A 12,769-nucleotide genomic window follows, 5' to 3' on the forward strand; every position below is an offset into this window, starting at 1 on the left:
TGCGCGATTACAGCAGGTGCTTGACGCCGTCCTGCTCACCTTGCAGCTCGGCCAGAGTCTTGTCGATGCACTCTTGCGAGAAAGCGTCGATGGGCAAGCCTTCGACGATCTTGTACTCGCCGTTCTCGGTGGTGACCGGAAAGCCGAACACGATACCGGCGGGAATGCCGTATTCGCCGTTGGAGGGCACACCCATCGTCACCCACTCGCCCTTGGAGCCCAGGGCCCAGTCGCGCATGTGGTCAATGGCGGCGTTGGCGGCAGACGCAGCCGAGGACAGGCCACGAGCGGCGATGATGGCTGCGCCGCGCTTGCGGACGGTGGGCAGGAACACATCCTTGTACCAGGCCTCGTCGTTGATGGCGTCCTTCACGGACTTGCCGTCCACCGTGGCGAAACGGTAGTCGGCGTACATCGTGGGCGAATGGTTGCCCCACACCGTCAGCTTCTTGATGTCGCCCACCTTGAAGCCACCCTTGGCCGCCAGTTGGGAAGCTGCACGGTTGTGATCCAGGCGCAGCATGGCCGTGAAGTTCTTGGCCGGCAGGTCGGGGGCCGACTTCATGGCGATGTAGGCGTTGGTATTGGCGGGGTTGCCCACCACCAGCACCTTCACGTTGCGCGAGGCCACGGCGTTCAGGGCCTTGCCCTGGGCCGTGAAGATCTGGGCATTGGCAGCCAGCAGGTCGGCACGCTCCATGCCGGGGCCGCGCGGACGGGCGCCGACCAGCAGGGCGTAGTCGGTATCCTTGAAGGCGGTCATGGGGTCCGAGTGGGCTTCGATGCCGGCCAACAGCGGGAACGCGCAGTCCTCCAATTCCATGATCACGCCCTTGAGCGCGTTCTGGGCCTTCTCGTCGGGAATTTCCAGCAGTTGCAGGATGACGGGCTGGTCCTTGCCCAGCATTTCGCCGGAAGCGATGCGGAACAGCAGCGCGTAACCGATTTGGCCTGCAGCGCCGGTCACGGCGACACGAACGGGTTTCTTGCTCATGCGAAAACTCCAGAAAGAGGTGTGAGGGAGGTGGTGTTGGTGCAAGGTCGCACCAGCGCCAGTCATCAGCAGCCCGTGCCCCGCAGAACAGCCCAGGAGTTTACCGCCGATTACTGCGCAGGGTCAATTTGTCTTATGTCTTATATAAGATATGATCGCCCTCAATTCAGCGGCATGCTCCGCCCCCGGCACAGCCCACCATGTCCTCCTCGCCCCCTCCGACCGCAGAAGGCACACCCCCAGGCGCGGGTGCGGGGGCATCGACTCCCGCATTCAGCCCCCTGTACCAGCAGATCAAGGGGCTCATCCTGCACAGCCTGCAGCATGGTGAATGGAAGCCCGGTGAAGCCATCCCCAGCGAAATGGAACTGGCTGCGCGCTTTCGCGTGAGCCAGGGCACGGTGCGCAAGGCCATCGACGAGCTGGCAGCCGAAAACCTCGTGATGCGCCGCCAGGGCAAAGGCACCTTCGTGGCCACCCACGCAGAGCGGCAGGTGCAGTACCGCTTCCTGAAATTGCGGCCTGACACGGGAGACGCCCGCGTGGAAGGCCCGGCGCAGCGCACCATCCTGGAGTGCCGGCGCATGCGCGCCAGTGCGGAGATCGCACGCACGCTGGCGCTGCGGACCGGAGATGTGGTGGTGCAGGTCAAGCGCATCCTGTCGTTTGTGGGCGTACCCACCATCCTGGAGGACATCTGGCTGCCAGGGCAGGCCTTCAAGGGCCTGACCGCGGAGCAGATGGCCCACTACCAGGGACCCACCTATGCCATGTTCGAGCTGGATTTTGGCGTGCGCATGGTGCGCGCCGAAGAAAAGATCCGCGCCGTGTTTCCCGATGAAACGCAGGCTCAATGGCTGAATATCCCCGTCGCCACACCACTGCTCAGCGTGGAGCGCCTCGCTTACACCTATAACGATGTTCCCATGGAGTTACGGCGCGGGCTGTACCGGACTGACACACATCACTATCACAATGAACTGAGCTGATCCACTGCCCGACCACGAATGCAACCAGGGAAAATACGCAGTCTCCGCAAGCTTCCCGTAAAGCATTGCAATAGAATTTTGGGTTGTTTGCATCCGCGCAATTACAACGCAGTTACATCCACGAAAGCACACACGCCATGACAGAACTTGCCAAGCAACGGCCTGAATACCGCAACATCCACGCGTTTCGCGACCTGCCCAGTTACCGGTGGCCGCTGGCCGCGCTGGTTTCTGGCATGCACCGCATCAGCGGCATGATCATGTTCCTGCTGCTGCCTCTGGTGATCTGGATGTTCGATACCTCGGTGTCGTCGGAAATCTCCTTCGGCAAGTTCACCTCTGCCTTCTCGGCGGGCCTGGGCTTCGCGCCTGGCTGGCTCATCAAGCTGCTGACCCTGGGCCTGATCTGGGGCTATCTGCACCACTTCATCGCCGGCCTGCGCCACCTGCTGATGGACATGAACCATGCCGCCGTCACGAAGGAATTTGGCAAGAGCTCTGCTGCCGTCACGCTGGTCGCAAGCTTCGGCCTGACCGCGATTCTGGGCGCCAAGCTCTTCGGCCTGTACTGATCGGCGCACCTGCGCAGATCACTTTCTCACATAAAAAAGGAATTTCCATGTCCGTGAATTACGGCTCCAAGCGCACCGTCGTGGGTGCCCACTATGGCGTGCGCGACTGGCTGGTGCAGCGCGCCACCGCCGTCTTGATGGCTTTGTTCACCCTGGTGCTGCTGGCCTGCGTCATCTTCAGCAAGGGCCCCATCGGCTACGACCTGTGGGCCGGCATCTTCTCCAGCCAGTGGATGAAGGTTCTGACCCTGTCCGTCATCGTGGCGCTGGCCTGGCACGCCTGGGTAGGCGTGCGCAACGTGTGGATGGACTACATCAAGCCGGCAGGCCTGCGTCTGACACTGCAAGTCTTCACCATCGTCTGGCTGGTGGCCTGCACCGGCTGGGGCATCCAGGTTCTGTGGCGTCTCTGATTCCCGCGACTGAAAGAAAACAATGAGCTACACCAAAGCCAACATCACCAAGCGCAAGTTCGACGTGGTCATCGTCGGTGCCGGCGGCTCGGGCATGCGCGCCTCGCTGGAACTGTCCCGCGCAGGCCTGAACGTGGCCTGCCTGTCCAAGGTCTTCCCCACCCGCTCGCACACCGTGGCAGCGCAAGGCGGAGTGTCCGCATCGCTGGGCAACATGAGCGAAGACAACTGGCACTACCATTTCTACGACACCATCAAGGGCGGCGACTGGCTGTCCGACCAGGACGCCGTCGAGTTCATGTGCCGCGAAGCACCCAAGGTGGTGATCGAGCTCGAACACTTCGGCATGCCGTTCGACCGCAACCCCGACGGCACCATCTACCAGCGCCCCTTCGGCGGCCACACGGCCAACTACGGTGAGAAGCCCGTGCAGCGCGCCTGCGCCGCGGCCGACCGTACCGGCCACGCCATGCTGCACACGCTGTACCAGAAGAACGTCGAATCCAAGACCAACTTCTTCGTGGAATGGATGGCGCTGGACCTGATCCGCGACGCTGAGGGCGACGTGGTCGGCGTAACCGCGCTGGAACTGGAAACCGGCGACCTGTACGAACTGCACGCCAAGGCCGTGCTGCTGGCCACGGGTGGCGCTGGCCGCATCTTTGCGGCATCGACCAACGCCTTCATCAACACCGGCGACGGCCTGGGCATGGCCGCACGCGCGGGCATCCCGCTGCAGGACCTGGAGTTCTGGCAGTTCCACCCCACCGGCGTGGCCGGCGCGGGCGTGCTGCTGACCGAAGGCTGCCGCGGCGAAGGCGCCATCCTGCTGAACAGCAATGGCGAGCGTTTCATGGAGCGTTACGCGCCCACCTTGAAGGACCTGGCACCGCGCGACTTCGTGTCCCGCTCGATGGACCAGGAGATCAAGGAAGGCCGTGGCTGCGGTCCCAACAAGGACTACATCCTGATGAAGCTCGACCACCTGGGCGCTGACACCATCCGCAAGCGCCTGCCGTCTGTGGAAGAGATCGGCCACAACTTCGCCAACGTGGACATCACCAAGGAACCGATCCCCGTCGTGCCCACCATCCACTACCAGATGGGCGGCATTCCGACCAATATCCACGGCCAGGTGGTCACCTGGGACGGCGAGAAGAACAACGTGGTCAATGGCCTGTACGCCGTCGGCGAATGCGCCGCGGTGTCGGTACACGGCGCCAACCGCCTGGGCACGAACTCGCTGCTCGACCTGCTGGTGTTCGGCAAGTCGGCCGGCAAGCACATCGTGCAATTCGTTGGGGGCTACGGCGAGCACAAGGCCGTGCCGGCCGATGGCAGCGACCGCACCCTGGCGCGCCTGAACCAGTTGGAAGAATCCAAGGACGGCGTCTACGCCCAGGACCTGGCCAACGACATCCGCCAGACCATGCAGCAGCACGCCGGCGTGTTCCGCACGCAAAAGGGCATGGACGAAGGCGTGGTCAAGATCAACGCCATCCGCGAGCGCGTGGGCACCGTGACCCTGAAGGACAAGTCCAAGGTCTGGAACACCGCACGCATGGAAGCGCTGGAAGTGGACAACCTGATCGAGGTCGCCCAGGCCACGATGACCTCGGCCGCGGCCCGCCAGGAGTGCCGTGGCGCACACACCGTGGACGACTACGAGCACCCTGCCGACCATCCCGACTTCCCGTTGGGCCGCAATGACAAGGAGTGGCTCAAGCACACGCTGTGGCACAGCGCCAGCAACAGCCTGAGCTACAAGCCCGTGAACATGAAGCCCCTGACGGTGGACAGCATTCCTCCGAAGGTCCGCACGTTCTAAGACAGCCGCTGCCCACGAGAGAAACAACCCATGAAACGCACTTTCAAGATCTACCGCTACGACCCGGACAAGGACGCCAAGCCCTACATGCAGACCGTGGAGGTCGAGCTCGACGGCCACGAACGCATGCTGCTGGATGCATTGCTCAAGCTCAAGGCACAGGATCCCACGCTGTCGTTCCGCCGCTCCTGCCGCGAGGGCGTGTGCGGCTCCGACGCCATGAACATCAACGGCAAGAACGGCCTGGCCTGCCTGACGAACATGAAGACCCTCTCGGGCGACATCGTCTTGAAGCCCCTGCCCGGCCTGCCGGTGATCCGCGACCTGATCGTGGACATGACGCAGTTCTTCAAGCAGTACCACTCGATCAAGCCCTACCTGCAAAGCGACATCTACGCGTCGCCCACCAAGGAGCGTCTGCAGTCGCCCGAAGAGCGTGAAGAGCTCAACGGCCTGTACGAGTGCATTCTGTGCGCCAGCTGCTCCACGAGCTGCCCCTCGTTCTGGTGGAATCCCGACAAGTTCGTGGGTCCCGCCGGCCTGCTGCAAGCCTACCGCTTCATCGCGGACAGCCGCGACACGGCCACGGGCGAGCGCCTGGACAACCTGGAAGACCCCTACCGCCTGTTCCGCTGCCATACCATCATGAACTGCGTGGACGTGTGCCCCAAGCACCTGAACCCCACGCGCGCGATTGGCAAGATCAAGGAATTGATGGCACGCCGTGCCATCTGAGAACCATGGCTGACGAAGCGCTGCTGGACGAACGCGAAGTGGCCATCCTGCGGTGGCGCTGCCGCCGCGGGCTGGTGGAGAACGACCTGTTTCTCGAGCGGTTCTTCGCAACCCACGGCTCCTGCCTGACGATCCGTCAGGCGCGAGGACTCACGCTACTGATGGACTTGTCGGACAACGACCTGCTGGACCTGCTGCTGCGCCGCAAGGAGCCCACGGGCGAAGTCGCTAAGGACGAAGTCAAGGAAGTGCTGGAGCAGTTGCGCAACCGCGCTTAAGCCCCAGCCCCGTGCAAGGCAAACAACAGAAGGAAACTGGAAATGAAACTGGCAGACAACAAAGCGACGCTATCGTTCAGCAACGGCAGCCCGAGCGTGGAACTCCCCGTGTACCAAGGCAGCATCGGCCCGGACGTGGTCGACATCCGCAAGCTGTACGCGCAAACGGGCATGTTCACCTATGACCCCGGTTTCCTTTCCACGGCCTCCTGCCAGTCGTCCATCACCTACATCGACGGCGACAAGGGCGAGCTGCTGTACCGCGGCTACCCCATCGAGCAGCTCGCCACCCAGTGCGACTACCTCGAAACCTGCTACCTACTGCTGAATGGCGAGCTGCCCAACGCCACGCAGAAGGCCACGTTCAACGACCGCGTGACCAAGCACACGATGGTCAACGAGCAGATGCAGTTCTTCCTGCGCGGTTTCCGCCGCGACGCACACCCCATGGCCGTGCTGACCGGTCTGGTGGGCGCGCTGTCGGCCTTCTACCACGACAGCACGGACATCAATAACCCCGAGCACCGCGAGATCTCCGCCATTCGCCTGATCGCCAAGATGCCCACGCTGGTGGCCATGGCGTACAAGTACGGCAAGGGCGAGCCCTACATGTACCCCCGCAACGACCTCTCTTACGCAGGCAACTTCCTGCGCATGATGTTCGGCACGCCCTGCGAGGACTACAAGGTCAACCCCGTGATCGAACGCGCGATGGACCGCATCTTCATCCTGCACGCCGACCACGAGCAGAACGCCTCCACCTCCACGGTGCGCCTGTGCGGCTCCTCGGGCACCAACCCGTTCGCCGCCATCGCTGCCGGCGTGGCATGCCTGTGGGGCCCTGCCCACGGCGGCGCCAACGAGGCCTGCCTGAACATGCTGGAAGAAATCCAGGCCATGGGCGGCGTGTCCAAGGTGGGCGAGTTCATGGAGAAGGTCAAGGACAAGTCCTCCGGCGTGAAGCTGATGGGCTTTGGCCACCGCGTGTACAAGAACTACGACCCCCGCGCCAAGCTCATGCAGGAAACCTGCAACGAAGTGCTGGCGGAGCTGGGCCTGGAAAAGGACCCGCTGTTCGCCCTGGCCAAGCAGCTGGAGAAGATCGCCCTGGAGGACGACTACTTCGTGCAGCGCAAGCTCTACCCGAACGTGGACTTCTACTCCGGCATCGTGCAGCGCGCGATCGGCATCCCGGTCAACCTGTTCACCGGCATCTTCGCGCTGGCCCGTACGGTGGGCTGGATCGCCCAGCTCAACGAGATGATCGGCGACCCCGAGTACAAGATCGGCCGCCCCCGCCAGCTGTTCGTGGGCGCCGAGCGCCGCGACGTTCCAGCCCTCAACAAGCGCTGATCAAGCAGCGCCGCCTGCCGCGAAGGCAGGCGTGCCCCGCCCCCAGCCCGCACGCACCTGTTGCCTGCGGGCTTTTTTGCGTCCGGGCCTTTTTGCTGCGCACAACGGGAACCGTGCTGCAGCCCGCGGTCAACCGCTGCGCCGCCAATGCCCGCGCGACACGCCGATCGGGCGCATCCACCTATACCCCCTCCCAGTAATAGGTATTTAATACCCGCCAGCGCTTTATCCTAAAGCGCCATCGATTTATACTTCCCCCTAGTACAAGACACATAGCAACACGTCCCGGCACAACGCCCGCCCATCCAACCGCCATGCCCCATACCGCCGAAGACAAGCAACGCGCCATCACACGCCTGCGCCGCATCCGCGGCCAGGCCGAGGCGCTGGAGCGCGCCGTGCAGGCGGGCAGCGACTGCGCACCCATCCTGCAGCAGCTGGCCGCCCTGCGCGGCGCCGTGCATGGGCTGATGGCCGACATGCTGGACAGCCATGTGCGCGAAACCCTGGCGCAAGAGCCCGCCCCCTCGCCCGAGGCCGTGGACGAGACGCTGGCCCTGCTGCGCTCGTACCTGAAGTAACGTCCCCCACCCTTTCACCACAAGGAGCCCTCCCATGAAATCCCGTGCCGCCGTCGCCTTCAAAGCTGGTGAACCCCTGCAGATCGTCGAACTCGACGTGGCCCCGCCCCGCAAGGGGGAGGTGCTGGTCAAGATCACCCACACCGGCGTATGCCACACCGATGCCTTCACGCTCAGCGGCGACGACCCCGAGGGCATCTTCCCCGCCGTGCTGGGCCATGAGGGCGCGGGCGTCGTGGTGGAGGTGGGCGAAGGCGTCACCAGCGTCAAGCCGGGCGACCATGTGATTCCGCTGTACACCGCCGAATGCGGCGAATGCCTGTTCTGCAAGAGCGGCAAGACCAACCTGTGCGTGGCCGTGCGCGCCACGCAGGGCAAGGGCGTAATGCCCGACGGCACCACGCGCTTCTCGTACAACGGCCAGCCCGTGTACCACTACATGGGCTGTTCCACGTTCAGCGAATACACCGTGGTGGCCGAGGTGTCGCTGGCCAAGGTTCACCCCGATGCCAACCCCGAGCAGGTCTGCCTGCTGGGCTGCGGCGTGACCACCGGGCTGGGCGCGGTCAAGAACACCGCCAAGGTGCAGCCGGGCGACAGCGTGGCCGTGTTCGGCCTGGGCGGCATCGGCCTGGCGGTGATCCAGGGCGCCCGACTGGCCGGCGCGGGCCGCATCATCGCCATCGACACCAATCCGAGCAAGTTCGACCTGGCACGCACCTTCGGAGCCACCGACTGCGTGAACCCCAAGGACTTCGACAAGCCCATCCAGCAGGTGATCGTGGAGATGACTGGCTGGGGTGTGGACCACAGCTTCGAGTGCATTGGCAACGTCAACGTGATGCGTGCGGCGCTGGAATGCGCACACCGCGGCTGGGGTCAGAGCGTGATCATCGGCGTGGCCGGTGCGGGACAAGAGATCTCCACCCGTCCCTTCCAGCTCGTCACGGGCCGCAAGTGGCTGGGTACGGCCTTCGGCGGCGTCAAGGGCCGCAGCGAACTGCCCGGCATGGTGGAGGACGCCATGGCCGGCAAGATCCAGCTCGCCCCGTTCGTCACCCACACCATGGGCCTCACGGACATCAATCAGGCGTTCGACCTGATGCACGAGGGCAAGTCGATCCGCTCGGTGGTGAACTACGCTGCATAAAAACAGGAGCGCTTGGCGCTTGATGCGCAAGGGATTCCAGTACTTTTATTACTGAATCCCGCCCATACCAAGCGCCAGCAGCTACTTAAAAAGGAGCAACACGCCCATGTCCGACACCCTGGAACAACTCTCGGCCCACGCCTGCTTTGGCGGCGAGCAACGCTTTTACCGCCATGCATCGCACGCAGTGGGTCTGCCGATGCGCTTCGCCGTCTACCTGCCGCCCCGTGCGCTGGCAGCCGAGAGTGCGGATAGAAAGGTCCCAGCGCTGCTCTACCTCGCGGGCCTGACCTGCACCGAGGAGACCTTCCCCACCAAGGCCGGCGCCCAGCGCCTGGCGGCAGAGCTGGGCCTGGCCCTCATCACCCCCGACACCAGCCCGCGCGGCGCGGGCGTGGCGGGCGAGGCCGACGCCTGGGACTTCGGCGTGGGCGCGGGCTTCTATTTGGACGCCACGCAACCCCCCTGGTCCACGCACTGGCGCATGGAAAGCTACCTGCTGGAGGAACTGCTGCCGCTTGTCACCAACGCCCTGCCCATCGACGGTGCCCGGCTGGGCCTGTTTGGCCACAGCATGGGCGGCCATGGCGCGCTGACGCTGGCACTGCGCCACCCGGGCCGGTTCAAGAGCCTGTCGGCCTTCGCACCCATCTGCGCCCCCACGCGCTGCCCCTGGGGCGAGAAGGCGTTCACCGGCTACCTGGGCCCGGACCGCTCCTCCTGGGGACAGCACGACGCCACCGTGCTCATGGAGAACCAGCCCCTCGCGCCCTACCCCGGCGGCATCCTCATCGACCAGGGGCTGGACGACAAATTCCTGGCCGATCAATTGCACCCGCACCTGTTCGAGGCGGCCTGCAGCGCCATCGGCCAGCCGCTCACGCTGCGCCGCCACGCGGGCTATGACCACGGCTACTACTTCATCCAGAGCTTCATCGACGACCACCTGCGCCACCACGCGCAGCAGTTGGGCGCGCCTGAGGCAGTGTGAACGAACCGCCCGGCTCTCTCGTTCCGCCCAACCTGTCCGCGCGCCGTTGCGAATGCCCGCTACAGCCCGCACGAGGGATGCGCCTGGCGCCGCGACTGGCCGCGTTTCTGCCGCCCTTTCGCGGTGGCCCGGGCCGCCCGAGGTCATGCACCGTCTGACACCCGACGCCCGCCAAACCGCTCATACCGGGCGGGGCGCACCCACCGCGTAAGCGCGCAGGTCACGCCCGCCGATGCCCAGCGCCGGCCACAAAGCGCGCCACTGCGCGATGTGGGCACTGGCGAAGTGCCGGTCCAGGTCGTCCTGGCTGCGCCACAGCTCATGCACGTGGATCAGCCCGGCGTCCAGCACATCCTGCGCATCCGCATATTCGATGCAGCCCGGTTCGGCCCGTGAAGCCTGCACCATCGCCCGCATGGCCGGCAGCGCGGCGGCCAGCCCGTCCGCCGGCAGGCGAATGGTTCCTACGATCAACAGCATTCACCACTCCCTCCCCACAGCAAAGCGCCCATGCTAGCCGCGGCGCGCACCGCGCTCAGAACAGCACGCCCTGCCCGCACGCCAGCGCCGGGCGGTACTGCGACAGGTCCAGTTCCGTGCGCTGGCGGTTCAGGCCCAGGCGCGCACAGGTCTTCTCGAAGCGCTGGCGCAACAGGTCGGCCCACAGGCCCGAGCCCTTCATGCGCGTGGCGTGGCTGCTGTCGTAGCTCTTGCCCGCGATACGCGCGGTTGCGTCGATGCCGTGCAGATCCTGAATGCGCGCCAGCACGCGTTCGGCACGCTGCGGGTAGTGCAGTTGCAGCCACTCGCGCATCAGGGCATTGAGTTCCCACGGCAGGCGGATCACCGTATAGAAGGCCGAGGTGGCGCCCGCGTCGCGCGCGGCGGCCAGCACCTGCTCCATGTCCTCGGTGATGAAAGGAATCTGCGGCGCCACGCTCACGCCGACGGGTACGCCGGCTTCGGCCAGCGCGCGGATGGTGCGCAGCCGCCGGTGCGGCGCGGCCGCGCGCGGCTCCAGCACGCGGGCCAGGCGCGCATCCAGCGTGGTGATGGTCACGTAGGCCGCCGCCAGCCGGCTGTGCGCCAGCGGAGCCAGCAGGTCCAGGTCACGTTCCACGCCGCTGCTCTTGGTGATCAGCGAGAACGGGTGTCGCGCATCCCGCATCACCTCGATCAGCGCGCGCGTGAGGCGCAGCTCACGCTCCACCGGCTGGTAGCAGTCGGTGGCGGAGCCGATGTTGACCACCGAAGGCCGATGGCTGACGCGCGCCAGCTCGCCCCGCAGCACCTCGGCGATATTGCGCTTGGCGATGATGCGGGTCTCGAAGTCCAGCCCCGGCGACAGGTTGAGGTAGCTGTGCGTGGGCCGTGCGTAGCAGTACACACAGCCATGCTCGCAGCCGCGGTAAGGGTTCACCGACTGCTCGAAGAAAATGTCGGGCGAATCGTTGCCGCACAGCGCGCTGCGCGCATCTTCCCAGATCACCTGGGTCAGCGGCGCAGCGGGCGCGGCACTTTCGTCGCCCGTCACACCCTCCGCCGACCCGCCCCAGCCGTCGTCGAACGCCTCGCGCGCATCGCGCATGAAACGGTGGGCCATACGCGTGGCCGTACCCCGCCCCTTGAGCGGCTGCACGGGCGCCCATACGACAGGAGCCAGTGAGGGCGGGGGGTCGTCTTCGGAATGCATTGAATAACTGTATGAATAAAAGGGGTATCTATTTAGCTCCAGCAGCCCCATTGATACTGTGATTTCATCCAGCAATGGTATCCGATTGGCTCTCCCCGGTGTTCTTGCTCACGACATCCCCATACGTCACTGGCGGCGTAACCACCGCTTGCTGCAGCAAGCGGTAAAACAGCATCCCGCGTGAGCTGGATGTGCGCCGGTTGAAACGGAACACGAATTCATCGAGATAGGCGTCCAGGTGGTCTGGCTGTACAGAGCCATGATGTGTTCCCAGCACCCAGCGCTGTACCAGTGAGGCGACCCGGTGCACTCCCGCCATGGAGACATGGGCAGGTACGCCTGAGCCGAGCATGACGGTGCGCTGGTGGGTGTAACCCAGTTCTCCCAGAGCGCGGTATGCCGCCGAACCATCCGTGCGTACCTGGGCTCCAGGCTCGACCACCTCCTGCACAAAGGGGATTACGTGGGTGGCGGCGTCTCGGTCAATGCGGCGTAACCGGATGCGCCCAAACCCCTTGGGCTCCACGATCTCCACCGCCATGACCATCAACACTTTGGTGGTGCTGCTCTTGCGCCCTGCAGGGGTGGCGGGATTCTTGCGATCCGTGATGGACAGGTACGTTTCATCCACCTCCACAAGCCCCTTGAGCTTGTCCCGGCCCGGGCGGACCATGGCACGTCGAAACCGGTGCAGCATGGTCCAGGCGGTCTGGTAGCTCCCCAAACCCAATACGCGCTGCAGCCCCAGGGCGCTCACGCCTTGTTTCTGATTGGTCAGGTACCAAGCTGCAGCCAGCCAGACACGCAGCGGTGTGCGCGTCTTGTCAAAGATGGTTCCAGATGTCACTGTGCCTTGGTACTGGCATGAGCGGCACATCAGGCGGGTGCGGCTGGCGCGGTACACATCGCCAGCGTTGCCGCAACGCGGGCAGACGAAGCCTTGGGGCCACCGAAGCTTCTCCAGGAACGCCTGGCAAGCCTCTTCGGTGGCAAACCAGTCAAGAAATTCGTTCCAGGTGCGGGGGTAGTCCCCTCCAGGAGTTGGCGTTAGCATCTGGGTTTCCATCCAGCTATTCTCACGTCACTGGAGCTAAATAGATACCCCTTATAAATAAACAGTTATTCTGGCAATATCCAAAGGCCTACGCCATTTGCCGGAGGGCTGCAAGCGCAGCGCAATTCGCACTGCGCG

General features: G+C 64.5%; 14 protein-coding genes. 10 read left to right on the plus strand and 4 right to left on the minus strand.

Annotated features, from left to right (window positions below; genetic code table 11):
- Positions 1 to 7 precede the first annotated feature (7 nt).
- The gene (locus K2L43_RS11895) at positions 8 to 994 is read right to left on the minus strand and encodes a malate dehydrogenase (RefSeq protein WP_220637621.1); all 987 of its coding nucleotides are present in this window, start codon (positions 992 to 994) and stop codon (positions 8 to 10) included.
- Between the two features lie 200 nt (positions 995 to 1,194).
- Here K2L43_RS11895 and K2L43_RS11900 point away from each other — a divergent pair, with 200 nt between their 5' ends.
- From K2L43_RS11900 to fghA, 10 genes are all read left to right on the plus strand, one after another.
- The gene (locus tag K2L43_RS11900) at positions 1,195 to 1,983 is read left to right on the plus strand and encodes a GntR family transcriptional regulator (RefSeq protein WP_220637622.1); all 789 of its coding nucleotides are present in this window, start codon (positions 1,195 to 1,197) and stop codon (positions 1,981 to 1,983) included.
- Between the two features lie 137 nt (positions 1,984 to 2,120).
- Positions 2,121 to 2,555, plus strand: a complete 435-nt coding sequence (sdhC, locus tag K2L43_RS11905) for a succinate dehydrogenase, cytochrome b556 subunit (protein ID WP_220637623.1) — start codon at positions 2,121 to 2,123, stop codon at positions 2,553 to 2,555.
- 47 nt (positions 2,556 to 2,602) lie between these two features.
- Positions 2,603 to 2,968, plus strand: a complete 366-nt coding sequence (sdhD, locus tag K2L43_RS11910) for a succinate dehydrogenase, hydrophobic membrane anchor protein (RefSeq protein WP_015913703.1) — start codon at positions 2,603 to 2,605, stop codon at positions 2,966 to 2,968.
- A 22-nt stretch (positions 2,969 to 2,990) separates the two neighbouring features.
- A complete protein-coding gene (gene sdhA / locus K2L43_RS11915) occupies positions 2,991 to 4,796 on the plus strand; it encodes a succinate dehydrogenase flavoprotein subunit (protein ID WP_011805951.1) in 1,806 nt (601 codons plus the stop codon).
- Between the two features lie 30 nt (positions 4,797 to 4,826).
- Positions 4,827 to 5,531 (plus strand): succinate dehydrogenase iron-sulfur subunit, encoded by a 705-nt coding sequence (locus K2L43_RS11920; protein ID WP_011805952.1) that lies wholly within the window; start codon positions 4,827 to 4,829, stop codon positions 5,529 to 5,531.
- A 5-nt stretch (positions 5,532 to 5,536) separates the two neighbouring features.
- Positions 5,537 to 5,809 carry a succinate dehydrogenase assembly factor 2 gene (locus K2L43_RS11925; RefSeq protein ID WP_047350435.1) on the plus strand — a complete coding sequence of 91 codons (273 nt, stop codon included), beginning with the start codon at positions 5,537 to 5,539 and terminating at the stop codon, positions 5,807 to 5,809.
- 42 nt (positions 5,810 to 5,851) lie between these two features.
- The gene (locus K2L43_RS11930; RefSeq protein WP_220637624.1) at positions 5,852 to 7,162 is read left to right on the plus strand and encodes a citrate synthase; all 1,311 of its coding nucleotides are present in this window, start codon (positions 5,852 to 5,854) and stop codon (positions 7,160 to 7,162) included.
- A gap of 314 nt (positions 7,163 to 7,476) precedes the next feature.
- The gene (locus K2L43_RS11935) at positions 7,477 to 7,743 is read left to right on the plus strand and encodes a metal/formaldehyde-sensitive transcriptional repressor (protein WP_015913705.1); all 267 of its coding nucleotides are present in this window, start codon (positions 7,477 to 7,479) and stop codon (positions 7,741 to 7,743) included.
- Between the two features lie 34 nt (positions 7,744 to 7,777).
- Positions 7,778 to 8,893, plus strand: a complete 1,116-nt coding sequence (locus K2L43_RS11940) for an S-(hydroxymethyl)glutathione dehydrogenase/class III alcohol dehydrogenase (RefSeq protein WP_220637625.1) — start codon at positions 7,778 to 7,780, stop codon at positions 8,891 to 8,893.
- Positions 8,894 to 8,999: 106 nt separating this feature from the next.
- On the plus strand, positions 9,000 to 9,884 hold the full coding sequence (gene fghA, locus K2L43_RS11945) for an S-formylglutathione hydrolase (protein ID WP_135149781.1): 885 nt from the start codon (positions 9,000 to 9,002) through the stop codon (positions 9,882 to 9,884).
- Between the two features lie 180 nt (positions 9,885 to 10,064).
- Here fghA and K2L43_RS11950 read toward each other — a convergent pair whose 3' ends face one another.
- From K2L43_RS11950 to K2L43_RS11960, 3 genes are all read right to left on the minus strand, one after another.
- Entirely contained in the window at positions 10,065 to 10,364 is a 300-nt protein-coding gene (locus K2L43_RS11950; protein ID WP_015913708.1) for a putative quinol monooxygenase, read from the minus strand.
- Positions 10,365 to 10,419: 55 nt separating this feature from the next.
- The gene (locus K2L43_RS11955; protein WP_220637626.1) at positions 10,420 to 11,577 is read right to left on the minus strand and encodes a PA0069 family radical SAM protein; all 1,158 of its coding nucleotides are present in this window, start codon (positions 11,575 to 11,577) and stop codon (positions 10,420 to 10,422) included.
- 64 nt (positions 11,578 to 11,641) lie between these two features.
- On the minus strand, positions 11,642 to 12,643 hold the full coding sequence (locus tag K2L43_RS11960) for an IS1595-like element ISCsp2 family transposase (protein ID WP_011805635.1): 1,002 nt from the start codon (positions 12,641 to 12,643) through the stop codon (positions 11,642 to 11,644).
- Positions 12,644 to 12,769: the final 126 nt, after the last annotated feature.

The sequence above is a fragment of the Diaphorobacter sp. MNS-0 genome, assembly GCF_019602835.1.
In the GTDB taxonomy this organism is placed as follows: Bacteria; Pseudomonadota; Gammaproteobacteria; order Burkholderiales; family Burkholderiaceae_C; genus Diaphorobacter; species Diaphorobacter nitroreducens.